This is a genomic window from Planococcus alkaliphilus (assembly GCF_057031095.1).
This window is the reverse complement of the sequence record NZ_CM168060.1, coordinates 1,928,776-1,951,777: the sequence shown is the minus strand read 5'-3', so window position 1 is coordinate 1,951,777 and position 23,002 is coordinate 1,928,776. Positions and strand designations below refer to the sequence as shown.

Here is a 23,002-nt window from a genome sequence, read left to right as displayed (position 1 = left end):
CTGCAAAGCAAATATAACCCGTAATTGAAAATTTTGAAATGAAGGAAGGAAAAGGAGAGATGAAGAATGCCAATCATTACACCTGTGTTTGTTTTCAATTCGCTTAACGTCCAAAGAGGTGGTTTGACTAAAGCCGTGATTACACGAGCCAACATGCTGATCAATTGTTATCCAGAAGTTCATTTCTGCACCATGGATTACCAGCAGGATCATCTTGACACTATTCTCGAGCTGAAGAAGAAAAGAATCCTGGATGAACGGATTCAGGTCCATTATTTTTTTCATGATATGGACCCTTATCAAAAGGAATCATCTCATCGAATGGACGGCCCTATGCAGGAAGGGGAAGAATATGACAACGAAGGTTATTTAATTCGCTTTCAGAAAAAGAATGAGCGAACCGGAAAAAAACTATTCACCAGCTACTTCAGCAGAAACGGCAAGTGTTTTTTGACGGTTTGGCCCGGTCTGGAAAACGAAGAAAGTGGAAGATGCGTTCATTACAATCCCGAACCAACTGAATACGAGAATCTTTACGAGTTGTACATTTCATGGCTCAATCAAAAAGCCAAAACGTTTAAAAATCCGGTCTTTATGTCGGACTCCTGGTTCACCGATGAAATGGTGGCGAGAATCGATTCGGTTCCCGTTCACAGGGTTACGGTGATGCACAACAACCATTACAATTTCCCTTACACCAAAGGGGCAGAACTGGATCCGGATTGGAACTACCTTTACGCGAACATGGAGAAGTTCGACCGGATTGTATTCTTAACCGATGAACAAAAAGAAGATATTGCGGATCAATTCGGAGAATCAGATCGATACCAAGTGATTCCCCATTTTGCTGAACCTGTTTCAGAGGAAAAAGATTGGGAATCAAAAAATTTGAAACTGGCGGTGTCCATCGCCCGGTATGTGCCGCAAAAGCGAATCGATGAAGCGATTAAAGCATTTGCGCTTGTCGTAAAAGATATCCCCGATGCCAAATACCATGTTTACGGTTATGGTCCGGAAAAAGAAGTGCTTGCAACGTTGGTCAACAAGCTAAACTTGGAGAACCATGTGTTCCTCCATGACTTTTCAAACAACCCGACGGCTATTTTTCAAAATGCGGTCTGTTCCATTCTCACTTCCGATTACGAAGGCTTCGGACTTGTGCTGACCGAAAGCTTGGCAGCCGGTACACCTGTTGTGGCGTATGATGTCAAATACGGTCCAAAAGACATTATTAGAAATAACATCGATGGCTATTTGGTGGAGAAGGGAAATCAGGCGGAGATGGCTGAAAAAGTAATGACCATCATGAGAGATCCTGTCTTGGCAAGACAGCTTTCTTTCCATGCTAAAGAAGTGGTGCAACGGTTCAGTTTTGAACAGTATCAAAAGCAATGGCTTCATTTATTTGAAAACCTAGAGAAGAAATAAAGATTGAGGAAGGTCAGAAATTTCTATACAACACAATCTCTCTTTTTGTTGAATAAAGCCAATGACCAAAACAATATAAGCAGCAATACGCCGACCGTTATATTGGTGGATTAAACTGGTCATCGATCAACCATGGATTATCTAAAAAATGATCGATATTCACTTTTAGCGGCTGCAACTGATCTGCTTGGTTGAATTGAAGTAAGTAGTCACTCCATTCGAGATGTTTTTCTAAGATGCGCCGTTGAATCCGTCTGTTTTTGGCCCAGCGCCTCGCCGTCAAATGATCTTTTTTATGGAGAAGACATTGCTGAACATCTTCTAGGGTAGCCATAGTTCGCAACTCCTTTTTCAATATACAAGTTACCTATAGATATATCTTGGTATCCTTGAAAATACAAGATGGATAGATGAAAAATCTAATATTTACGAACAGTAAAAAGGGAGAAAGCATATAGAATGCTTTCTCCCTTTTTAGTTTTTATGGATTAAGAATTTCCGCCGTTGTTATTACCACCGCTGTTGCTGTTTTGTCCGCCTTTGCGGCCGGCTTCTTCCTTGCTCATCTTGCCATCGTTGGAATTGTCGCCATCGTTGTTATTTCCACCATTGTTATTGCCGTCACTGTTGCTGTTCTGACCGCCTTTTGAACCGATTTCTTCATAGAATTCCTTGCCGTGGCTATCAGATGTGGCTTCTCCGCCTTTGCGGCCAGCTTCTTCGCGGCTCATTTTGTTATAATCATTTTGGTTTGCCATGTTCAATTCCTCCTAAAATCGTATTGGTGTACACCTTGTGGATACCCGGCTTCTTTTTAATAAAACGCTTTCAATCTTTCTGTAATCAACTTGTAATATTTACCACCTTCTATCAAGGTGAATTACTTGACAGCGAAGATCACTTTTTGATTAAAAACAAAAAGTGCTTTTCGTAAAGGATATGTACAGTTAGTTTAATTCCCTTTTCGGATATCATCTTTGTTTTCGGCATAAGTTTTGACAAAAAATCCATTTGTCTCTGACCATTCCGCATATAAGATATCCTGAACGCTCGAGTAACCTGCCTGTTGTAGTTCGTCATACAGCCATTGGGTTGATTTACCGGTATAACGTAAGATTTCTTCATTGATTTCGCCTTCATCAACAAACAGAAAATTGAGCGACTCATCTTCTGCTTCCAAATTAAGCATCGTAGGAGTAACGGGTTCAAATTTGGCGTATTTTCGTAAGCTGACCGAGCCGCCAGGCTCCAAGTACAGATCCCGAACTTCACGAAGCGAGAAGACGCCTTGCTGCCGCAGCATGACCCGCAATTGTTCCATTTCCAAGTGGTTGGCTTCCAACTCCTTCACATTAAATTCGCCCTCTCGGATTAAAATGGATGTTTCGCCTTTCAGAAGGAGTCTAACCTTGTCATAGCGCTTCGACAGCTTTTCAATGATAAACAACATAATTCCCCATATGGCGACTGCAAACCAGACATGAAGGGGATTTACTTTATCATCGTAGATGCTTTCTTCCAAAATACCACCAAGCACGATGGAATAAATAAAATCAAAGGGGGTGAGCTGGGACATCTCTTTTTTTCCCAATAACCGGGTGACCACCAATAAGGCAATAAGCCCAAAGAACAACTTCAATCCAATCTCCATATACATCATCGCGTTCACTTCTCCTATTCTTATAATTTTTCCTAGACGAAGAGAGGATACGCTTTCGCATCCCCTTTTCATAATGAATTCAGTTGGTTATCCTTAAAATTTATCTTTTGAGAATATTCATGGCTGTTGAGAGACGTTCCGCAAACGCTTCGGGCGGTTCAGTTGATTCCATACATACTCGGATGAGGTGAGGATTCGGTTCTTGCCACTGGCGATAGGCTGTCGGAAACGGAATTCGATGTTCATTCAGGGCTAACGTAAAGGCTGAAAACTCTTCCGGAAGCAGAAAAATCTCCGCTTTGTTGAAAGCAGAGCCATCCTCCCGCAGGTGTTCAAATGAGATATCGAGATCCAGCGTGCAAGAGAACCGGTTGTTTTCTGCAAGTATTTCAAGCGTTCGCTGTCTCTTCAGGAGGATTTTCCCCCCCTGTTGCTCAACTTCCGCCTTCAGCAGCCATCCTACTTTTTCCGCAATGGTTTCAAGCTGTTCCATTTGCTCCACTCCTTTCATAATTATGTTTTAAGGAGTTACCTATCTCCATTTTGAGGAAACAAGCAAGGAATAATTTTTAATCAATAAATTCACAATGGATAATTCGTTTCCCAAATTTTTGTCAAAAAATCTTTCGTTTCGTTTGAAGCTTGCATGGCACGAGGTTCTTGAAGTTCTTGAATTTTTTCAACCATCGCATGTCCAATGCCTTCACTTTGATAGGAAGGGTTGACAGAAACATGATGAACAGTGAAGGTAAATTCATCCACTTCAATGCCAATCAGTCCAATAAAATCTCCCTCTTGTCTCCATAGAAACAACTGCCAATCCGGCTCTTTTTCATATTTTTCCAGCGTTCGCTGCAAGGTTTTCAACGGGCGCTCATCGGGCATATAAGACAACAGGCCCATAGCGATTTTTTCATGCGATTTCTTGTATGTAATCAACATGATCAAGAGCCTCTTTTCTCTTCGGTTTTTTTGCCAATTTAACATGAAAACAGATTTCCTTCACAAGAGAAGGTGCAGCAATGAGTAGGAAGGGCATGTTCCGTTCTTTTTTGAAGAATAAAACGTTCAATCGGAGTTCGGCGCCTCGCAGAATCGCTTGGGATATTGAAAACTGGAAAAAGAGATTCGTTTTATTCGCGAAAGAACTTATTCCCATGTATCTCAATCGTACCTGAGTTTTCAACGACACGAAAGAGAGGTTTAGCTCATGTTTTTAGAAGATTATAAACAATTTTGCTCATTTTACTCAAAAGCGATTGCTTTGTGAGCCTATTTCCTATGTCGGAAGCAGGTTCTTTGGTTGCAGAAAAGAAAAAAGGTTCCTTTGTTTTGCGGCTCTTTTTACCAAGGGGGTTCAGAAAAGAGGATGTATTAACTGAGATTGGTACAGTTATATTCTCATTTTTGTCCATATCTTCTTTTATCTGTATTTTCGATAAAATCAATTCTCTTATTGAAAGGGGTTTATTTCCATGACAAGCGAAGAAAAGGACCAGGCTGAAGTAAGAAAGTATATCACAACTATGCTGAATCAGCACTTCGGCGATGTCCCTGCCTCTGTAAAAGTTTTAATCCAACTGCCTTTTGTCGCCATTCATTTATCTGGCTTCGTCTTGCCTACTGAACAGGCTCTCTTGAAGCACAGCCAATCGAAACGGATACTGGAAACAAGGGAGTTGCTGCTGAACGGATTAAAGCCTGAGCTAAAGGCAGCTCTTGAAGAAATTACAGGGCAGTTCATCGAGGAATTTTACACGGACTGGAACCTTGAAAACGAAACCGCTTTGCTCCTTGCTGTCACAAAGCAAGATGAAACAATGGATTCAGCTGACTGGCCGGATGAAGGAGTTAAGGAAAAAATACTGGAAGAAGTGATTCATGCCAGTAAAAAAACCTTAAAGGAACCAGAATGGACCAACATCTACTGGCTGGATGGGTATGCCATTCTAATTGAACGATCCGGGATTATGATGGACCTTGAAAAGGAATTCATCAAAAAAGGAATGATTGAAGAACTGCGAGTGGCTAGACGCCCTTTGGAACAACATTTGATGAAGTCTCCTAAGCTGAAAGCCATCTTAAAACAGGAGATTCGTGAACTGTTCGTTGATTGGAACTTTGAACATGACAAGGCGTATATGGTCTTAGTACTGGAGCCCAAAAATGGCTAAGCTATTTCAGGACAATAACGGTTTCGGTATAATGAATAGCAGGAGAAAGGACGCTTCTTCGTGGAAAGGTGGGGTTGGTTTGTCGAAGGAAAAGAGTATTCAATCTGAAATAAGCGGTTTTATCTCAACAGTATTGCGAAAGCATTTTGGAAAAGGCCCTTCGGGCGTCTTCGTTACAGTCAATTACCCGTTTATCGCCATCCAAATTCGTGGTTTCCTGGCGCCGATGGAACGGCTTCAGATAAAGCAACAGGAAATGAAACGGGTGCTGGAGACCCGGAACCTCATGATGGCGGAGCTGAAGCCCGAAATCATCGAAGGATTAAGGGAAGTGGCACAGCTTGAAGTAAACGAATTGTATGCCGACTGGAACCTGGAACAGGAGACCGGATTGATTGTCGGCGTGATGGAGGAAGAGCCTAAAGAAGAAATGATTCCATGGCCGGATGAAATCAACAAGGAGGCTTTTGAACGAAGAGTCAATGAGGCCAGCTACCGCGCGGAAAAATTTCCCGAATCGACGGACTTGTTTTGGCTGAGCGACCGGATGATTCTGGTTCGCCGAATCGGGATTCTGGTCCAGATTGAAAAAGAATTGATCAAAAATGGCTATATGGAAGAATTGAAGTTGTCTAAACGGCCGCTGGAACAGCGCCTGATGAAAGAGGCCGGGCTTGAGGAAGTCCTAAGGCAGCCCATCAGTGCCATTTTTCTGGATTGGAACTTTCAGACAGATTTGGGCTATGTTGTATTTGTATTAGAACGATAGTGAAAGAGGACAGCGAGCAACCGGAACAATGCCTCAAGTTACTGAAAATCTTGCTCTTATAGGCAGAAATTTTATAATACAATCAAATCAGTATTTGATTTGCCTGCCTAGCTGTACTTGGCAGTTAAAATAAATGAACGGCTAAGATAGATCCAATGCTCAGAAGGGAAGGAGCTTAAGAAAGTTCCTTCTTTTCTTTTGGGCGTTACTGTGAGAAAATTTTTCCGTTTAGTTGATTTAAATCGGTTTATCTTCATCCTCTTCTTGTAAGTTCTGAAAGGACTGGCATTTCGGGCATTCGGTATATCGATCCTTTTCTTCTAATTGCTGAATGTATGCCAGGGAATCCGTAAACTCTCTCTTCTCAATGGGAGTAGATAAGAATTCACACGAATCTCCTGCGAATTGGCGGCGATGAATTCGTTTTTTTAAATGGTCTACAAAGTATGTCATATAGGTCAACTCCTTCTTTATTAACTACAAATAAAAACGCCGAAAAAACATCCATCTGGATGTTTTTTCGGCTTTGTTGGCAGCGCTAATGTCTGCAACAGATGACCAATTATAAAGTTGTATGCTCATACAGTTCAATTTCTTAGCGAAACTTTTTCTCTAAAATAAATAATGTTTACCTCTAAAATGGAAACACTACTGTTTTCCAAGTAAGTCTATTTTAATAGATTTCTAGTTTAAAGTGAAGATGATAAGTTTGCCCAATCAAGGAAAACAGAGAAACAGGGAAAAAGTTTTGCTTGTTGTCATTATAAGTTGTAACGGATAATTAAAATCATAACGTTTGGCTTCATTAAATCCATAAGAACGAAAAAACATTTAGGTTGTTCAAAAATCTGTGTATAAATAAATTAACAATTAAAATACTTTTTAGTTTACATATCATCAGATTATCGGAAGCTGCACATATAGAAGGGAGACATTCAGAAAACCACTGAATATCTCCCTTCTATAATTATAAGTACTTACAATGAGGTTACCTACTGCCCAAACAGTCCGAGTAAAGGGAAGAAGCAAGAATACCAAGTACATCTCCCAAAAGCCACATTAAGAGAGAAGGGACTCCGAAGGTTCTGGTGCCAATTGCTTTATTCCATAAGTAACGAGCTTTCCCTTAGCTTGTAAATTAAAACTATAATTATACAGACATTGACCAATACGAGAAGTTGGAATGTGAAATTGAAATCTAGTAGAATCAAAATCGCCGTGATTGAGATAAGAAATGAACTGATAATAGCGGTGATTATAGTGGATTTACCCTGCTTGATTACTTCCATCTCACTGGACCAGTTGTAATTAGGGAATTTCAAATTGACAAAGAAGCCTAACATGCTAATAAGCAGTAAACTAGTGAGTGTAAAAGAAATGAAGAGCAGTGAATCCAATAGCGATGAACTGAAATTTTGAGTATAGACCAAAATAGCACAAGCTAATCCTGGTACAAAAAGCAGCACGTTTAATGCCATCTTGGCTTTTGCAAGTTCCATCAAAGAGAGCGGAGACGTCAACAAAATCCAGATGCTTTGGCCTTCAAAAGATAGGCTTGAAGACGTGGTTGTGGTCAAAAGAATACATACAGTCGTAAATAGAATGAAGATATACTTGCTTGACATCGTGATGAAGGACAGTTCCAAGGTGTAGTCATACAAAAGAGAGGAAATATTGAACAAATAAGCCAGGCTGCCCATTAGTAATAGCGCAGGTGTAAGCACTGTATTGCTGACATAGGTGATAGATGATAGATATAGTTTCAGCTCTTTTGAGAATAGATTTTTAAATAAACTATTGGAAGAAAACGTGCTGGAATCACGTGCTTTTCTTTTTGACGAAGTAGAGTAGCTTGCAGCTAAGAAAGCATGCCTTTTAGTAAATATGTATCCGGTTATGAAAACAAGAACGAGGGTTATTGTTAGTAAGCTCACTGAGTTAAAGAATCCGAATTCTGGTGTAGAGTTGCTAATGATGCCGAACAAGTAGAGTGGGGAACTAATAGAAAAAATATCTTTGTAATCCAATGAAGAAGTGCTGTACGTGATATACAAAAGAGGTGAAAGGAATAAAAAGATTGTAAGCAAAGCTTCGATTACATTACTATGGATGGTTAAAAAATTAAGAAGAATTTTTACTGTTAATGAAATGATGAATGTTGTTGTGATAACTAGTAGAGGAAGTATCACCACAAGAAGAAGACTGGATAATAGTACGAACCAGAAGTTGGGAATAATGAACATATGCAACAAGATGCCAACAAAAATGGCAGTTGCAGCAATGAAGAAATAAAGGATCAGGAGTTTGATTACATTAAAGAGCTTGGCTTGCCACAATGGAATGGGCAGGCTGAAAATAAATTCAGTATCTGACGAAACAATCATTTTCTTAATGCCGCTTAAGATGGTCCAGAATCCCAGGGTCCAAAACAAAATGGACGAAAGAATCGGAAAAAACAACGTAGATTCTTCGTTGCTGTACAAATCAAAAGCGATATAGACAATATAGCCGATGGCCATGACAACAGCGGCACAATAGCCTGCCAACGTAAGAACAGCGTGCTTTCGGTCGTCCTGGTTAGTGGATAATCCCAATCTGGAAAATTGAAAATCATTTGCTAAGATATACTTTTGCAATTGGATGAGCTTACTCATGTGCTGTGATGCTCCTGAATTTTTCACCTAAGCTACTTTCGGACAATAGATTGATCATCGTATCATTGACGACCACTTCGCCGTTGTGGATCATGACCACTTTGTTGCAGAGCTTTTCCGCTACTTCTAAAACGTGGGTCGAATACAACACAATGGATCCTTCAGCAGCCCGTTTTTTCATTTCTTCCTGTAAAAAATAAGTGGCGTTCGGATCCAGTCCGACAAAGGGTTCATCCAATATGATCAGCTTTGGATTGTGCATCAGGATGGAAATAAGCACGAGTCTTTGTTTCATGCCATGCGAATAGGTAGAAATCAACTCATGGATAGCACTGCCGAAATTGAGCTTTTTCAGCAAGGTGTTCAATTGCTCGTTTATCGTCGCATTATCAATCTGATAGATGCTTCCGATTATTTCAAGGTACGAATACCCCGTCATATTCCCGTAGAGCACAGGAGTGTCGGGTGAGTAACCGACCATCTGTTTAAATTCTCGTGGGTTTTTCTCTATGCTCACGCCATCAAATTCAATAGCGCCTTGATCAAAACTGTGAATGCCCACGATGGATTTGATGGCAGTTGTTTTTCCAGCTCCGTTCATGCCGATGAAGGCGCAAATATCGCCTTCCGTCAAATCTAAAGTTAAGTTCCTAATGCCTTTTTCAGATCCTTTGTATAACTTGGTTAGGTTGTTTATTAATAACATTTAGACGATTCTCCTTCAATTAAAACTTTTTCAGATTCCTACTGGCCCATGCAAGGTTCAGTAAAATAAATGCCAAACAGGTTGCGATACTGAAGTAATTCAAGTCCCGGACCGACAGCAACTGGTTCTCCGCCAGGTTTAAGATACCGCCTGGTGACAGCTGGAACAAGAAATGGTTGAACCCCTTGATCAGAATAAAGAAAATAGAAACGGCGATTGTTGTGACAGCGATAAGGATGGGGCTCTTAACAAAGGTGCTGATCAAGATGGCCAGACTCACCACGAAGAGGATCCATAAACTGTACAACAGCAGAAACAGTCCAAAGCTTGAAAAAGAGAAAGAACCGAATAAGAAAATGGTGTAACCATAAGAAACGGCTGCTCCAATGGAGATGCTGAACATGCTGACTGCCCAATGGCCCGCCAGCTTCGACAATAGGTAGGAGCGCAGGGAGACGGGGCGGGTCAATATGAAATCTTGCATGCCGCTGTTGCGGTCGGCTGCAATCAGCCCCATGAAACTAATAATTAAGATGATGAGTCCGATTTGATTGAATTGGCCGGAAATGGTCGACAAAAGAACTTCGGCAGAACTTGGTACCGGCCGGTTCGGATCGATGGTGATGCCGTCGGCACCGCCAACGTTTTCGAGGATAACGTCCATGTATTTAGTGATTAGCGGTTGGGTAAGGCCCAAGATCACGAAAAACAGCGTTAACCAGATGAACTTAAATTCTTTTGCGGCTTCTACTAGTTCAGTGCGCGTTAATGTATAAAAGTTTGTCATGTGTCCGATACCATCTCCAGGAAAATTTCTTCTATCCCTCTTTCATAAAACGCAATGGACGTAATATCCATTTCTTTTGCAGCGAAATCGTTTACGACTTTCTTTAAATCCAATTCCTCAGCTCCCGTTAAAAGAAAGGTGTTTGGTGATAACCATTCAACGTGTTCGACCTCAGAACTTTTCAATGCTTCACTTGTTTGCGGGACATTCCCCGTCTTAACTAGAATTTGTTTGCGGTATGATTTCTGAAGTACATCGTTTATGTTTCCGACAATCATTCCATTTTTAATGATAATGTACCGGTCGCAAAATTCGCTGGCGTCGTCCAATATATGCGTCGAAATGATGATGGTCGTTTGCTTCTTTAAGCGAGCGATCAACTTTTTTACTTCATTTCTGCCAATCGGATCCAACGCTGAAACCGGTTCATCCAAAATCAGCAACAGCGGTTGGTGCAAAATGGCCTGGGCGATCCCGAGCCGCTGTTTCATGCCGCCGGATAATTGTTCCACTTTGTAGTTTTCCTTATCCTTAAGCCCAACTTCTTCTAAAACCGCTGAAATATTCCCCTTTAAAAATGTCTTGTCCAAGCCCGACAATTTTCCGAAGAAAAAGAGCGATTCCTCACAGGTCATCCAAGGTTTGAAGTCCGTATGTTGGGACAGATAGCCAATATTTTTCTTATGTTGCACGATAGGGTTGGAATTGAACGTAATGTCCCCTTGTTCATGCTGCAGAATGCCGGTCATGCATTTGATGAGCGTCGTTTTGCCAGCGCCATTCGGTCCCAACAAACCAACACACTCGCCTTCTGCAATCGAGAAGGTGACATCACTCAAAATTTTTCTTTTTTTGATCGTCTTATGAAGCTTCACCACTGTAATCATTTCGAATCATTCTCCTTCCAATCACTAAATACAATATCGGTCCGAGCAATTGGAGCAATATAATGGCGACCAACCAAATATACGGTGAGGAAATCAGATTTTTTCTTTTGAACCAATCATAGAGCGCGACCCCAATCAGTAATAGGTTTAATAAAATAATTGGCAAGGCGAAAGGGAGAATCTGTGCCCAATCAATTTCCAGTAGAGCAGTCATATCTGTATTCAAATGAATCCCTCCTTCAATTATCATTATCGATAATGATAATTGAAAAGTCAACTAGTCTATTTTATTTAAAAAATGATTTAGTAAGAAATTTAGAAAGAACTTTATTTTAATGGCTTTTTGAAGAAGAGACCAAGTTGGAATTTTAAGAGAAGTTGGTAAATTAGAAGAAAGAATATATAATAGCTAACTAAGCTTAAAGAAAAAGGGGATAATATATAATGGAATTTGATTTATTCAAAAACCAAGTCAGGTTTAAAATAGCGTTGGAATTAATAGATGTCGATGAAGGAATGTCGATTATGCAGTTAAATAAATTATTAAAAGATGTATCGCAAGCGACATTATACAGACACGTAAATTCAATGGTTGGGGATGATTTATTAAAAATCGTTGGCATAAATCGTATTGGAAAAGTTGAAGAAAAGCTATATGCTTTGAATACGCAAGCTTACAAGATCAGCGAAGATGATTGGCTGTCGGCTACTTATAGCGAGAAAATAAAATTTGTGACCTACTTTTTCATGTACATTTTACAAAACTATAAAAACTATCATGAAAGCAGTGTTGAAAATCAGTCACCAGATCGATCCACATTTTCCTTAGTGAAACTGAACTTAACAAATGATTCCTTTAACGATTTTCAATCGGAGCTAAGTACACTAATGGAAAAATATTATAATATGAAAGATACGGAAGAAGGGACTGACCGCACGGTTTCGTTAGTAATTATTCCGTGATTATCTCTTTGAGGGAGAAATTTTTCTTTTTCAAAATTTATTTACATGTGATGGATTATGAGAAGTTGCTTGAATACACAGGGAGAAAAGAGGCCAATCAAAGCTCCTCTTTTCTCCCTTTTTGTTCGTAAAGGTGTACTTTTACGAACGCTTTTATTTTCACTACTACTAAACTTCGTTCAGACTATACGAGTGTAAAAAAAGAAAACTCTGATCTTACGGAAAAAATTGGAGATTCAGCTTTTTCTACAGTTCTTCCCTAATCGCCTCTTTCATCTATTAAGAAGCTCATTCTTTTTGAAATAAATATACTTCCCATAACGATCAGTTATTAGAAGATAAAAAAAGAAGATGGCCGAGAGACATTTTCTCTTCCTTTATTTTTTTACACACGGACCATTTAGGTTCACTTTGTTGAAGAATTAAAATTAAAAAGAATCAATATACTTGACCTTGTACCGTGGTACAGGGTTTATTCTGTATATATCGAGGAAAATCCTGCACATAACGTTGCAACTCAAAAGAGACAGGAATGTATTCAAGCAAGTGTAGATCCTGTACTCGACTAGAGGGGAATATGACAAGTGAGGTGAGAGGCATGCAAATGCGTATCGGAGAACTGGCTGACAAATGCGGTGTGAACAAGGAGACCATTCGATATTATGAACGTCTCGGCTTATTTCCAGAGCCTGATCGCACTGAAAAAGGCTATCGGATGTACGGTTTGGAAACAGTCGATCGATTGAGTTTCATTAAACGGATGCAGGAACTAGGATTTACTCTACAGGAGATTGATAAGTTGCTTGGAGTCGTCGATCGCGATGAAGCAAAGTGTCGGGATATGTATGATTTTACGGTGCTCAAGATAGAAGACATTCAACGGAAAATTGAAGATTTGCAGCGAATTGAACGGATGTTAAGTGATCTTAAAGAAAGGTGTCCCGAAAACAAGGATATCTACGAATGCCCCATTATTGAAACATTGATGAAGAAATAAGAGGTGAAACAGAATGAAAAAAACATTGAAAAGTTCAGGCTGGTTTTTTGTCGCATTAATCACATGTCCCTGCCACTTGGTTTTACTGCTTCCCTTGTTTGCAGGAACCGCACTGGGGTCGTACATCATGGAATTTAAAGATGTTATTTTCATCTTGATGGGTTTGTTATTCGTTTTTGCTCTTTTCAAGGGCTGGCGGAAAATTGATCCAGAATCAAAAAAGGAAACAAAGAAAGAAAGCGCGCCAATACATGATTGCTGCAGCTTGGAGAGGATAAAATCATGAAGGAAAAAGTGCCGCAGTTAGCTGCCGTATTCTCGGCTTTTGCTATGGCTGCCTGTTGCCTAGGTCCGCTGATTTTTCTTCCCCTTGGACTGACAGGTCTTGCAGGAGCATTAGCCTTCTATTCATTAAAATACCGGTTGTTGTTTAGCGTCTTAACGCTTTTTCTCCTTGCTTACTCCTTTTATAAGGTGTATGGAAGAAAAGGGAAAAGGAAAAGTTCGGTCATTGGTTTATGGATTACGTCGTTTCTTGTTTTCGGCATGTTTCTGTTTTTATTCATAGTCGAGGGCGGAATATAAAAGAGGAGGAATTTATATGAAAAAACAGCTAATTGGGATTATGATGGTGGTATCTCTTTTGTTGGTGATCAGTGCTTGCAGTAACGGGCAAGAAGTTCAACAACCGCCAACGGAAGAATCGGGGAGTAAAGTGGAAATGGGTGTTGCGGCCGCACAGAAAGGTGGAAACGCGGAAGTGGCAACCGAAGGGACAGGTGTATTCATGGTTACGGCTTTTATGGATTGCTGCCCGCCATCTGTCGTGGAAGATGCCATTGCCGAAGTAGAAGGTGCCGGTAAAACGGATATTCAAGTTGACGGAAGCACGGCGGAAGTGACAGTCACTTTTGATGAGACGAAAACCAGTTTGAATGCCATTAAGACGGCGGTTGCAGACATAGGGCTACCCGTCGAATAAAAGGAGGAATTTTCACATGAAAAAAGTTCACGTAAACGTTCAGGGAATGACCTGCACAAGTTGTGAAGAACATGTTGCGGCTGCTCTTGCGAATGCAGGAGCAAAAGGAATTGAAGTCGATTACCGCCGCAAACAAGCGACGTTTGAAATCGCTGAAGGGAAACTGGAGAAGGCGAAACAGGCAATCGACGAGTCGGGGTATCAAGCGGGGGAAGCGACGGTGGAAGCCGAAGAAAACGAGTTTGTTTCAAACAATTCGTCCCTTGATTATGACTTGCTGATTATCGGTTCGGGTGGAGCTGCCTTTTCAGCTGCCATCAAAGCCGTTGAAAAAGGGGCAAAAGTGGCGGTCGTCGAACGGGACATTGTTGGCGGCACGTGCGTCAACATTGGCTGCGTTCCTTCCAAAACGATGCTTCGTGCGGGGGAAATCAATCACTTGGCCAGCAACAACCCATTTGTCGGTTTGAAGACAAACGCCGGACCGGTTGATCTAGCTGCGTTGACCGGGCAAAAAGACGAGCTTGTCGACGGGATGAGACAGCAAAAATACATCGGTCTGATTGAGGAATACGGATTTGAGCTAATCCGCGGAGAAGCCGCTTTTAGGGACGAAAAAACAGTCGAAGTGAATGGGCAGGCCTATACCGCAGCGAAATTTTTGATTTCGACAGGGGCAGCCCCGTCCATTCCGGATATTCCGGGACTTAGCGAAGTAGACTATTTAACAAGTACCACCGCTTTGGAGGTAACAGAAGTGCCGAAAAAATTGGCCGTTATCGGTTCAGGTTACATTGCGATGGAACTGGGCCAGCTGTTTCATAACTTAGGGTCCGATGTGACGATGATGCAGCGGAGTGAACGGCTGCTGAAAGAATACGATCCGGAAATCTCGGAAGCCGCCGATGAAGCCTTAACCAAGCATGGCCTAAAATTCGTCAAGGGAGTCACCTACAAGAAGGTCGAACAGAGCGGTGATATGAAAAAAATTCATATTGAAGTGAACGGTCAGGAACAGGTAATTGAAGCGGATCAAGTGCTGGTTGCCACTGGAAGACGGCCGAATACGGATTCCCTCCATTTAGAGAAGGCCGGGGTTGAGATTGGCCCGCGAGGGGAAGTAGCGGTCAATGATTATCTGCAGACCAGCAACGCCGACATCTATGCAGCGGGAGATGTGACCTTAGGCCCGCAGTTTGTCTATGTGGCTGCTTATGAAGGTGGGATTGTAGTTGAGAACGCACTGGGTTCGGCAAATAAGAAAGTAGATTTGCGGTTTGTTCCGGGCGTGACGTTTACTACCCCAGCCATTGCAACAGTCGGGCTGACGGAACAACAAGCCCGGAATAAAGGGTACGAAGTGATAACTTCCGTGCTGCCACTTGAAAACGTGCCAAGAGCTCTAGTGAACCGTGAAACAAGCGGTGTCTTTAAACTGGTGGTCGATCAGCAAACAAGAAAAATTCTCGGGGCACATGTCGTGGCTGAAAATGCGGGAGAGGTAATTTACGGAGCCACACTGGCCGTACAGTTCGGCTTGACCGCAGAAGATCTGAAAAATACGATGGCCCCATACCTGACAATGGCTGAAGGATTGAAACTGGCCGCCATCACGTTGGACAAGGATGTCAGCAAACTGTCTTGCTGTGCCGGCTAACGAATCGGCCAGGATAATATCGCCAGCAAAGAGATAAGGGATAGGTCTCTTAATGAAAAATGAGACAGAAAGAAATCAGCTGAGAAAATAACTGAAATTCAATCGAAAGAAGATTGGAATAACAGGGGCTTAAGGACAAATCGCATTTGATTTGTCCCTTTTGTTTTGAGAGGCTTATTATTTTAGCCAGTTGGGCAGAAAAAATGACACATGTAAAGCCATCTCCGTTCTGAAAGGTTTTCAGGTGAAAGGAAAACAAACTGAACCATGAACAAGGTACATGGTTTTTGACAGGACGGGCGGTGGAATAGTAGGACTAGCACTATAGAAGGGAAAAAGGAAAAGCGATTTCTTTTTTTACATGGAGAGGATGAGAGAAATGGAAGAAGAATTCGATTTGATTGTCATTGGAACCGGTTCAGGTGGGTCCGCTGCAGCTTCTAAGTGCAATAACGCGGGATGGAAAGTCGCAATAATTGATTCACGGCCTTTCGGCGGCACCTGTGCACTGAGGGGATGCGATCCGAAAAAAGTGCTGGTGGGAGCTGCTGAAATGATTGACGGCATCGACAGAATGAAAGGAAACGGCATCACCTCCGGTTCCAGCATCAATTGGCCGGAATTGATGGCTTTTAAACGCACCTTTACTGAACCCGTGCCGGATAACCGAGTGGAGAACTTTCAAAAAGCAGGGATTCACACTTTTCATGGGCGAGCTTCCTTTTTGAATGAAGAGAAAATTCAAGTAGGCGAAGATGTCTTAACCGGAAAGCATATTCTGATTGCGAATGGAGCCAAACCGGCCCCATTGCCTATTGAAGGGACGGAACATCTCACGTATAGCGACGAATTCCTGGAATTGGATGAGCTTCCAGCGAAAATGGTGTTTATCGGCGGCGGATACATCTCATTTGAGTTTGCCCATATCGCTGCCCGGGCAGGGTCAGAAGTGCATATCATCCACCGGGGAGATCGCCCACTTGAGCAATTTGATTCTGAACTGGTCGGGTTGCTGATGGAGAAATCGAAAGAGATTGGTATTCATCTGCATCTCAATACGGAGGTAAATTCGATTGAAAAGAAGGGTTCCTCTTACATCGTAAACGGGTCGAATAACGGCCAGCCGGTTCACTGGGAAGGCGACCTGGTTCTACATGGCGCAGGACGAATGCCTGACCTAGAAGATATGCAGCTGGAAAAAGGCAATGTGGAACGCGAAAAAAGAGGCGTTTCCGTCAATGAATACCTTCAAAGCAGCAGCAACCCAAGAGTATACGCAGCCGGGGATGCAGCAGCAACAGCGGGCCTTCCGTTAACCCCGATTGCATCGATGGAGTCGCATGTGGTGGCATCGAATCTGCTCAAAGGAAATCACCGGTCGCCTAATTACAAAGTGATGCCGACAGTAGTTTTCACACTGCCAAAACTGGCTTCTGTAGGATTATCCGAAGAACAGGCGAGGGAAAAAAGTCATCAAATCAAAGTGAATAAAATTGATACATCAGACTGGTACACTTACAAGCGCACTAACGAAAAATATGCGATGGTGAAAGTCATTGTTGATGAACAAACCGACAAAATACTGGGTGCCCATTTGATCAGCCAGGAAGCAGATGAATTAATCAATCATTTTGCGACAGCTATACAATTTGATTTGGCGACAAAGGACCTTAAGCAGATGATTTATGCCTATCCAACGGCGGCTTCCGATCTAGGGTATATGCTATAAGATAATGAATTAGGCAAAAGAATAAAATAAAGACAAACTTTAAATGGGTCAGTATGAATTATTAAGGAATCCATTTTACTATAATCTCAAGCAGCGCCTAATTTACGTTATGTTACGTGAAAATTCTTTAATATGAAGAGAGAAGAGGTAGTTCGAAGCATATCTTCTCCCATTTTTGTTTGTATAAGTGTACTTTTACGAACGCTTTTCTAATAACCTTTTTAAGTTTTACTCCTCATGACTACAAAGTGAATTTAATGAAAATAGATATATAGAAAATGCATGTACGTAAGGTGAAAGAAAGTAGCTGAATATCGAGAAATTTATGGCTTAAAAGCTCTGTATGCCCTTAATGTGCCAACCACGGTTGAAAATTTCCCCGTCTCTTCAATTGCAGCGAACCCGGTTTCTTTCAAGAGATTCGGAATAATGCCTTTGACATGAGGGGAAGTGGTTTCAAATCCGTCTAGGAATTGGACGGGGAAGAAGGCAACACGCATCAAGCCATTTTGCGGTTTATCGAAATCCAGAAGATGAAACTGACCGCCTGATTTGAGTGTCCGATGAACTTCTTCAAATGTTTCCTTCTTCTTCTCTAGCGTCAAATGATGAATAAATAAACTGGTGAAGACATGATGAAATAGATGATTGGCAAAAGGAAGCCGATCGGAAAATCCTTCCTCAAATCGGATGTGATGAATTTGATTTTCCTTTACCTTCTTTTTGGCAACGGCTAATATTTCGGGATCAGCGTCGACTCCAACCACATGCACTCCGGGTTGTGAACGTTGAAGAAAAAGAGCAAGCGTCCCTGTGCCACAAGCCAGATCCATTACCACTTCCCCGGGTTGAAGGGCTGCTTGATGGACCAGGTGCATTTTCAACTTCTTTTCCTGCATCCCCCATTGAATTAACGGATCATAGAACCGGGTCATCCAATGATATTTGAGTACCGGTATATAGGCTCCTTTTTTGTCTGCCTTCATGAAGATCGCATCCTTTCAATATAAGTAGATTTTTCGTCATAAGGAACTGTTGTGTGGGAACAGCGAGCAAATTGATCATCTAGTCTGTTAATCGTCGCCCCAGTAGGCCACAAATACACCAATGTAAAAAATCCGGCCTACGTTATGAATGTGCAGGCCGGTCTTGATGTGTGTTCGCTATAAATTATTTTTTATTCAACATATGAATCGGGTGGCCCATGACACCTTCCGCAGCTTCCATCAATGGTTCGGGCAACGTAGGGTGGGCATGAATCGTCAGGCTGAGGTCTTCGGCAGTCGCTCCGGTCTCAATCGCAAAGACCGCTTCGGCAATGAGGGATGACACTTCCGGTCCGACCATCTGGACGCCCAGCACTCTTTTCGTCTCTTTTTCGGCCACAATCTGTACAAAACCATCGGCATCGGAAATGGATAAGGCACGGCCGTTCGCCTGGAACGGAAAACGACTGGAAACCGTTTCATAGCCCAGTTCTTTTGCCGCTTTTTCGGTCAATCCAGTATACGCCACTTCCGGATCGCTGAAGATAACAAACGGCATCGCTTGGAAATCAATCACACTTTTTTGTCCGCTTGCCACCTCTGCAGCAATCTTGCCTTCATAACTCGCTTTGTGGGCAAGAAGGTCACCGCCTGCACAATCGCCGATTGCGTACACATGGTCAATCGTGGTTTGGCATTGGTTATTTATCTTGATAAACCCACGTTGATCAAGTTCCACATCAATATTTTCTAAGCCGATTTTTCCGGTGTTCGGTTTTCTCCCGATGGAAACCAGGCAGTAATCACCGGTAATGGTTTCTTCTTTGCCATTTACCTGGAACCGGACATCGACTTCTTCACCCGTATTTTCACCGCCTTGGACCATAGCCTTGGTGATGACGGTGATTCCCAAATCTTTTAAGTGGCGTTTTACTACATTTGTCAGCGCAGCGTCCGTTCCCGGAAGAATGGTATCCGTTCCTTCCAGGATGGTCACTTTGGCCCCGAATTTCGCATAGGCTGTTCCGAGTTCCAATCCAATATACCCGCCGCCAACCACCACGAGATGTTTCGGTACTTCTTGGAGTGTCAGAGCTTCTGTTGACGAGAGAATCCGTTCTTGATCGAACGGCAGGCTTTTCAGTTCGGTCGGCAGGGAACCGATTGCCAGAATCAGATCTTTGTAGGTATAGAGCTGTTCTCCGTCTGCAGTTTTGACTTTTACCTGCTGTGATTCAGTCAGGTAAGCCTCACCGCTAATGACTTCCACACCATTGCCTTTCAGCAAGGTCTGGACCCCACTCGTGAGTTTGTTCACAATGCCGTCCTTCCATTTCACGACTTCCGGCATGTCTACGACCACTTCACCCGAAACCTTAATGCCCATAGAGCCGGCATGCTGGATATGTTTTACACGTTCAGAAGCACTGATCAGCGCTTTGGAAGGGATGCACCCTCGGTTCAAGCAAACTCCGCCTAATTCGGCCTTATCCACCAACACCACTTTTTTCCCGAGCTGTGCAGCACGAATGGCCGCCACATAGCCGCCCGACCCGGCTCCGATCACCAATAAATCAATATCCTTTTTTGCTTCTTCAGTCATTTCTGTTTCCTCCTTTAGCATTTGGTCATTGAATAAAATGAGGATTCTGCTTATTTTATATCGCAAATGAGGAACTGCACTAACAATGTGCTGCTTCGTGACAGGGAAGCCCCTTCTAAAACTCCATACCCTTTATCTCAAGAATTAAATAAGATCGTGCTGCAGACTGGATGAGCGATAGTATGTATTTCAGAAAAGAGCTTTCCATTTGGCTGGAAAGCTCTTTTCGTTACTCTTTTACGCGCATTAGCCGTAAGCTGTTGAGCGCGACCAGAAGGGTAGCACCCATATCCGACATAATGGCGATCCATAGCGTCAACCAACCCGGGATGACAAGTAGCAATGCGATCGCTTTAATGCCAATCGCAAATGCGATGTTCGCTTTGATGATGTTCAATGATTTCCGGCTTAACTTCACCGTGAACGGCAGTTTGCTCAAATCATCGCCCATCAAGACCACATCAGCGGTCTCCATAGCGGTATCAGTTCCAGCACCGCCCATGGCAATTCCGACAGTAGAAGCCGCGAGTGCCGGAGCATCGTTCACGCCGTCTCCAATCATCGCGACGTTGCCGTATTCCGCTCTTAAGCGTTTGATGAAATTCAATTTATCCTCCGGCATCAGTTCGGCCTGGATTTCGGTGACGCCGATTTGCTGGCCGATGGCATAACCGGTCCCTTTGTTGTCGCCCGTCAGCATGATCGTCTTCTTGACGCCCATCTGATGCAGCTTCTGAATGACTTCCTTGCTGGATTCACGGACTTCATCTGCCACAGCAATGACTGCCAGGATAGTTTGTTCCGTTCCGATGATCATCGCCGTCTTGCCCTGATTTTGAAGAGCTGCGACATTTTGTTCCATGTTCTTATCGGCACTTGCGGCACCCAGCTCGTTGAAGAGAATCGGGCTGCCGATATAATACGTGATGCCTTCTACGGTTCCTTTGATTCCTTTGCCGGTGATGGAAGAGAAGTCCTCGACCAAGATCGAAGAATAAGAAATGTTCTCTGCGTCCGCTTTTTTCATGATTGCCGAAGCAAGGGGATGCTGTGAGCGATACTCCAGCGCTGTGACGATGGAAAGCAGTTCTTTTTCATCAATGCTCTTGTTGAATACCTCAAAGTCCGTGACAACGGGGACCCCTTTAGTCAGGGTGCCGGTCTTGTCAAACGCAATCGCTTTGATGGCACCCATTTCTTCCAGGTACACGCCGCCTTTTACCAAAACGCCTTTTTTCGCTGCATTACCAATAGCAGATACAATCGAAATTGGTGTGGAAATGACCAAAGCGCACGGACAGCCTACCACTAAAACAGCCAGACCTTGATAGACCCAGGTTTCCCAGCTGGCGTCAAACAGGAGGGGAGGGACAATGGCAACTAACGCAGCCACGGCCATGATAATCGGTGTATAATATTTGGCAAATTTATCGACAAATGCCTGTGAAGGAGCCCGTTCGCCTTGCGCTTCTTCTACCAAATGGATGATTTTTGCAATGGTCGTGTCTTCAACCAATTTAGTAACTTCGACTTCGAGCAGACCTTCTTCATTCAGCGTGCCAGCGAAGACTTCATCATTCACCGTTTTGCCGACGGGCACAGATTCACCGGTGATTGCTGCCTGATTGACCGCCGAATAGCCGTTGACCACCATACCGTCCATCGCAATCTTTTGTCCGGGTTTGACGATCATGGTATCCCCGACAGCAATGTCGTCCACTGAAATCAACTGTTCTTGTCCATTGCGCCGGACGAGTGCCTCTTTCGGGGCAATGTCCATCAACGAACGGATGGATTGTCGGGCCCGGTCCATGGAATAGCGTTCCAATGCTTCACTGATGGCAAAGAGAATGACCACGATGGAAGCTTCCGCCCATTCGCCGATGAAGGCTGCCCCAATGACGGCGACCGTCATGAGGGTCTTCATGTCGAAATCCAAGCGTATCAAATTCTGAAAACCGACTTTAAAGAGCGAGTACCCGCCAATGACAATGGCCGCCACGAACAGGAGGGACGTCATCAGGTTATCTTCCCCGTTTACGAACTGGGAAATGTACCCGAAGACAATCAACAGGGTGGAATAGAGCAAGACGCTGTGCTTTTGGTAGAACGGCACTTTCTTCTCTTTTATAGCTGTCGTTTTAACAGTTTCCGTTTTCGGACCAGCTTGCCGACTTGTGATTTCAGGAGCGACCTTCAAGTTTTCAAAAGCGCCGGCTTTTTCTAATTCTTCAACGCTTGCCATCCCATACACAGAAATCTTCGAAGCCCCGAAATTCACTTTTGCATCTTGGACACCAGGAATTTGCTTGACATTGTTCTCAAACTTCCCGGCACAGTTCGCACACGTAAAGCCTTCCACCCGGAAGACATTCTTTTCTTCAATGGCGACTTTTGCTTCCGGAGTTGTTTGGCGTTTCGATTTTTCCGGTGCCACTTTCAAATTCTCGAAAGCGCCAGCTTTTTCCAGTTCCTCGACCGTCGCTTCACCGTAAACGGAAATTTTCGAAGCGCCAAAGTTTACTTTTGCATCCTCAACACCGGAAAGATTTTTGACGTTCTTCTCGAATTTCCCGGCACAGTTGGCGCAGGAAAATCCTTCCACACGGTAGACGGTTTTTTCTTCTTCTATCTTTGCTTTTTCAACCAACGCTGACACCCTCCTTCTGGTGGGTGAAGGCCACTTGTACGAGGTGTTTCACATGCGCATCGTCCAATGAATAGTAAACCAATTTCCCTTCTTTGCGGTAGTTTGCCAAACCCATATTTTTTAACAGTCGCAGGTGGTAGGAGGCGGTCGCCACAGAAGAGCCGATGATATTGGCGACGTCACAGACACAGAGTTTGTCTTCCAGCGATAAGGCATAAGCAATTTTAATTCTTGTATCATCAGATAATGCCTTGAAAATTTTCGCCACTTCCAACGGATTTTGTTCCGAAAGTTGTTGCTGGACTCGCTCTACTTTTTCCTCATCCACACATAAAATTTCGCACGTATCTTTACTCATTTTATTTTCCCC

25 protein-coding genes are annotated in these 23,002 nt (G+C 43.0%); 10 read left to right on the top strand and 15 right to left on the bottom strand.

Annotated features, from left to right (window positions below; genetic code table 11):
• Window positions 1-66: 66 nt before the first annotated feature.
• Complete coding sequence (locus AC2EXB_RS10460; protein WP_483601298.1) at window positions 67-1,428, top strand: glycosyltransferase; 1,362 nt, start codon at window positions 67-69, stop codon at window positions 1,426-1,428.
• 97 nt (window positions 1,429-1,525) lie between these two features.
• On the opposite strand, the gene AC2EXB_RS10455 is transcribed toward AC2EXB_RS10460, so the two are convergent.
• The 5 genes from AC2EXB_RS10455 to AC2EXB_RS10435 form a co-directional block, all read right to left on the bottom strand.
• Window positions 1,526-1,762: a hypothetical protein gene (locus tag AC2EXB_RS10455; protein WP_483601297.1), complete on the bottom strand. Its 237-nt coding sequence runs from the start codon at window positions 1,760-1,762 to the stop codon at window positions 1,526-1,528.
• Between the two features lie 154 nt (window positions 1,763-1,916).
• The gene (locus tag AC2EXB_RS10450; protein WP_483601296.1) at window positions 1,917-2,186 is read right to left on the bottom strand and encodes a KGG domain-containing protein; all 270 of its coding nucleotides are present in this window, start codon (window positions 2,184-2,186) and stop codon (window positions 1,917-1,919) included.
• Between the two features lie 194 nt (window positions 2,187-2,380).
• On the bottom strand, window positions 2,381-3,088 hold the full coding sequence (locus AC2EXB_RS10445) for a DUF421 domain-containing protein (protein WP_483601295.1): 708 nt from the start codon (window positions 3,086-3,088) through the stop codon (window positions 2,381-2,383).
• 100 nt (window positions 3,089-3,188) lie between these two features.
• Window positions 3,189-3,581 carry a DUF1259 domain-containing protein gene (locus tag AC2EXB_RS10440; RefSeq protein WP_483601294.1) on the bottom strand — a complete coding sequence of 131 codons (393 nt, stop codon included), beginning with the start codon at window positions 3,579-3,581 and terminating at the stop codon, window positions 3,189-3,191.
• A gap of 89 nt (window positions 3,582-3,670) precedes the next feature.
• Complete coding sequence (locus tag AC2EXB_RS10435; protein WP_483601293.1) at window positions 3,671-4,030, bottom strand: GNAT family N-acetyltransferase; 360 nt, start codon at window positions 4,028-4,030, stop codon at window positions 3,671-3,673.
• 533 nt (window positions 4,031-4,563) lie between these two features.
• On the opposite strand from AC2EXB_RS10435, the gene AC2EXB_RS10430 reads away from it, so the two are divergent.
• Window positions 4,564-5,262 carry a Na-translocating system protein MpsC family protein gene (locus AC2EXB_RS10430; protein WP_483601292.1) on the top strand — a complete coding sequence of 233 codons (699 nt, stop codon included), beginning with the start codon at window positions 4,564-4,566 and terminating at the stop codon, window positions 5,260-5,262.
• 79 nt (window positions 5,263-5,341) lie between these two features.
• Window positions 5,342-6,031 carry a Na-translocating system protein MpsC family protein gene (locus tag AC2EXB_RS10425; protein ID WP_483601291.1) on the top strand — a complete coding sequence of 230 codons (690 nt, stop codon included), beginning with the start codon at window positions 5,342-5,344 and terminating at the stop codon, window positions 6,029-6,031.
• A gap of 237 nt (window positions 6,032-6,268) precedes the next feature.
• Here AC2EXB_RS10425 and AC2EXB_RS10420 read toward each other — a convergent pair whose 3' ends face one another.
• From AC2EXB_RS10420 to AC2EXB_RS10395, 6 genes are all read right to left on the bottom strand, one after another.
• Entirely contained in the window at window positions 6,269-6,484 is a 216-nt protein-coding gene (locus AC2EXB_RS10420; protein WP_483601290.1) for a hypothetical protein, read from the bottom strand.
• 647 nt (window positions 6,485-7,131) lie between these two features.
• The gene (locus tag AC2EXB_RS10415) at window positions 7,132-8,685 is read right to left on the bottom strand and encodes a hypothetical protein (RefSeq protein ID WP_204892393.1); all 1,554 of its coding nucleotides are present in this window, start codon (window positions 8,683-8,685) and stop codon (window positions 7,132-7,134) included.
• A complete protein-coding gene (locus AC2EXB_RS10410; protein WP_204892392.1) occupies window positions 8,678-9,391 on the bottom strand; it encodes an ABC transporter ATP-binding protein in 714 nt (237 codons plus the stop codon). The genes AC2EXB_RS10415 and AC2EXB_RS10410 overlap by 8 nt, the downstream gene beginning before the upstream one ends.
• A gap of 19 nt (window positions 9,392-9,410) precedes the next feature.
• A complete protein-coding gene (locus AC2EXB_RS10405; protein WP_204892391.1) occupies window positions 9,411-10,178 on the bottom strand; it encodes an ABC transporter permease in 768 nt (255 codons plus the stop codon).
• Window positions 10,175-11,065 (bottom strand): ABC transporter ATP-binding protein, encoded by an 891-nt coding sequence (locus AC2EXB_RS10400; RefSeq protein ID WP_204892390.1) that lies wholly within the window; start codon window positions 11,063-11,065, stop codon window positions 10,175-10,177. Before AC2EXB_RS10400 ends, AC2EXB_RS10405 begins: the two co-directional genes overlap by 4 nt.
• A complete protein-coding gene (locus tag AC2EXB_RS10395) occupies window positions 11,040-11,291 on the bottom strand; it encodes a PLD nuclease N-terminal domain-containing protein (protein WP_204892389.1) in 252 nt (83 codons plus the stop codon). Before AC2EXB_RS10395 ends, AC2EXB_RS10400 begins: the two co-directional genes overlap by 26 nt.
• A gap of 218 nt (window positions 11,292-11,509) precedes the next feature.
• On the opposite strand from AC2EXB_RS10395, the gene AC2EXB_RS10390 reads away from it, so the two are divergent.
• From AC2EXB_RS10390 to AC2EXB_RS10360, 7 genes are all read left to right on the top strand, one after another.
• Complete coding sequence (locus AC2EXB_RS10390; RefSeq protein WP_204892388.1) at window positions 11,510-12,028, top strand: transcriptional regulator; 519 nt, start codon at window positions 11,510-11,512, stop codon at window positions 12,026-12,028.
• A 598-nt stretch (window positions 12,029-12,626) separates the two neighbouring features.
• Entirely contained in the window at window positions 12,627-13,025 is a 399-nt protein-coding gene (gene merR1 / locus AC2EXB_RS10385) for a mercury resistance transcriptional regulator MerR1 (protein ID WP_204892387.1), read from the top strand.
• 13 nt (window positions 13,026-13,038) lie between these two features.
• Window positions 13,039-13,311, top strand: coding sequence for a hypothetical protein (locus AC2EXB_RS10380; RefSeq protein WP_483601289.1), 273 nt, complete (start codon window positions 13,039-13,041; stop codon window positions 13,309-13,311).
• Entirely contained in the window at window positions 13,308-13,610 is a 303-nt protein-coding gene (gene merT, locus AC2EXB_RS10375) for a mercuric transport protein MerT (protein WP_034781975.1), read from the top strand. Before AC2EXB_RS10380 ends, merT begins: the two co-directional genes overlap by 4 nt.
• A gap of 16 nt (window positions 13,611-13,626) precedes the next feature.
• Complete coding sequence (gene merP / locus AC2EXB_RS10370) at window positions 13,627-14,007, top strand: mercury resistance system substrate-binding protein MerP (RefSeq protein WP_203332939.1); 381 nt, start codon at window positions 13,627-13,629, stop codon at window positions 14,005-14,007.
• A 16-nt stretch (window positions 14,008-14,023) separates the two neighbouring features.
• The gene (gene merA / locus AC2EXB_RS10365) at window positions 14,024-15,664 is read left to right on the top strand and encodes a mercury(II) reductase (RefSeq protein ID WP_034781970.1); all 1,641 of its coding nucleotides are present in this window, start codon (window positions 14,024-14,026) and stop codon (window positions 15,662-15,664) included.
• A 379-nt stretch (window positions 15,665-16,043) separates the two neighbouring features.
• Window positions 16,044-17,393, top strand: coding sequence for a dihydrolipoyl dehydrogenase family protein (locus AC2EXB_RS10360; protein ID WP_483601288.1), 1,350 nt, complete (start codon window positions 16,044-16,046; stop codon window positions 17,391-17,393).
• A 323-nt stretch (window positions 17,394-17,716) separates the two neighbouring features.
• On the opposite strand, the gene AC2EXB_RS10355 is transcribed toward AC2EXB_RS10360, so the two are convergent.
• The 4 genes from AC2EXB_RS10355 to AC2EXB_RS10340 all read right to left on the bottom strand — a co-directional run bounded on the left by AC2EXB_RS10355 (window position 17,717) and on the right by AC2EXB_RS10340 (window position 22,990).
• A complete protein-coding gene (locus AC2EXB_RS10355; protein WP_203332937.1) occupies window positions 17,717-18,379 on the bottom strand; it encodes a class I SAM-dependent methyltransferase in 663 nt (220 codons plus the stop codon).
• 184 nt (window positions 18,380-18,563) lie between these two features.
• Window positions 18,564-19,982, bottom strand: coding sequence for a dihydrolipoyl dehydrogenase (gene lpdA / locus AC2EXB_RS10350; protein ID WP_203332936.1), 1,419 nt, complete (start codon window positions 19,980-19,982; stop codon window positions 18,564-18,566).
• A gap of 229 nt (window positions 19,983-20,211) precedes the next feature.
• Window positions 20,212-22,632: a heavy metal translocating P-type ATPase gene (locus AC2EXB_RS10345; RefSeq protein ID WP_483601287.1), complete on the bottom strand. Its 2,421-nt coding sequence runs from the start codon at window positions 22,630-22,632 to the stop codon at window positions 20,212-20,214.
• On the bottom strand, window positions 22,625-22,990 hold the full coding sequence (locus tag AC2EXB_RS10340) for an ArsR/SmtB family transcription factor (RefSeq protein ID WP_203332935.1): 366 nt from the start codon (window positions 22,988-22,990) through the stop codon (window positions 22,625-22,627). Before AC2EXB_RS10340 ends, AC2EXB_RS10345 begins: the two co-directional genes overlap by 8 nt.
• Between the last annotated feature and the right edge of the window lie 12 nt (window positions 22,991-23,002).

Bases quoted from the DNA above. Each gene is read 5' to 3' on its own strand.
- AC2EXB_RS10460 (WP_483601298.1), top strand. From the start codon at position 67: ATGCCAATCATTACACCTGTGTTTGTTTTCAATTCGCTTAACGTCCAA.
- AC2EXB_RS10455 (WP_483601297.1), bottom strand. From the start codon at position 1,762: ATGGCTACCCTAGAAGATGTTCAGCAATGTCTTCTCCATAAAAAAGAT.
- AC2EXB_RS10450 (WP_483601296.1), bottom strand. From the start codon at position 2,186: ATGGCAAACCAAAATGATTATAACAAAATGAGCCGCGAAGAAGCTGGC.
- AC2EXB_RS10445 (WP_483601295.1), bottom strand. From the start codon at position 3,088: ATGATGTATATGGAGATTGGATTGAAGTTGTTCTTTGGGCTTATTGCC.
- AC2EXB_RS10440 (WP_483601294.1), bottom strand. From the start codon at position 3,581: ATGGAACAGCTTGAAACCATTGCGGAAAAAGTAGGATGGCTGCTGAAG.
- AC2EXB_RS10435 (WP_483601293.1), bottom strand. From the start codon at position 4,030: ATGTTGATTACATACAAGAAATCGCATGAAAAAATCGCTATGGGCCTG.
- AC2EXB_RS10430 (WP_483601292.1), top strand. From the start codon at position 4,564: ATGACAAGCGAAGAAAAGGACCAGGCTGAAGTAAGAAAGTATATCACA.
- AC2EXB_RS10420 (WP_483601290.1), bottom strand. From the start codon at position 6,484: ATGACATACTTTGTAGACCATTTAAAAAAACGAATTCATCGCCGCCAA.
- AC2EXB_RS10415 (WP_204892393.1), bottom strand. From the start codon at position 8,685: ATGAGTAAGCTCATCCAATTGCAAAAGTATATCTTAGCAAATGATTTT.
- AC2EXB_RS10410 (WP_204892392.1), bottom strand. From the start codon at position 9,391: ATGTTATTAATAAACAACCTAACCAAGTTATACAAAGGATCTGAAAAA.
- AC2EXB_RS10405 (WP_204892391.1), bottom strand. From the start codon at position 10,178: ATGACAAACTTTTATACATTAACGCGCACTGAACTAGTAGAAGCCGCA.
- AC2EXB_RS10400 (WP_204892390.1), bottom strand. From the start codon at position 11,065: ATGATTACAGTGGTGAAGCTTCATAAGACGATCAAAAAAAGAAAAATT.
- AC2EXB_RS10390 (WP_204892388.1), top strand. From the start codon at position 11,510: ATGGAATTTGATTTATTCAAAAACCAAGTCAGGTTTAAAATAGCGTTG.
- merR1 (WP_204892387.1), top strand. From the start codon at position 12,627: ATGCAAATGCGTATCGGAGAACTGGCTGACAAATGCGGTGTGAACAAG.
- AC2EXB_RS10380 (WP_483601289.1), top strand. From the start codon at position 13,039: ATGAAAAAAACATTGAAAAGTTCAGGCTGGTTTTTTGTCGCATTAATC.
- merT (WP_034781975.1), top strand. From the start codon at position 13,308: ATGAAGGAAAAAGTGCCGCAGTTAGCTGCCGTATTCTCGGCTTTTGCT.
- merP (WP_203332939.1), top strand. From the start codon at position 13,627: ATGAAAAAACAGCTAATTGGGATTATGATGGTGGTATCTCTTTTGTTG.
- merA (WP_034781970.1), top strand. From the start codon at position 14,024: ATGAAAAAAGTTCACGTAAACGTTCAGGGAATGACCTGCACAAGTTGT.
- AC2EXB_RS10360 (WP_483601288.1), top strand. From the start codon at position 16,044: ATGGAAGAAGAATTCGATTTGATTGTCATTGGAACCGGTTCAGGTGGG.
- AC2EXB_RS10355 (WP_203332937.1), bottom strand. From the start codon at position 18,379: ATGAAGGCAGACAAAAAAGGAGCCTATATACCGGTACTCAAATATCAT.
- lpdA (WP_203332936.1), bottom strand. From the start codon at position 19,982: ATGACTGAAGAAGCAAAAAAGGATATTGATTTATTGGTGATCGGAGCC.
- AC2EXB_RS10340 (WP_203332935.1), bottom strand. From the start codon at position 22,990: ATGAGTAAAGATACGTGCGAAATTTTATGTGTGGATGAGGAAAAAGTA.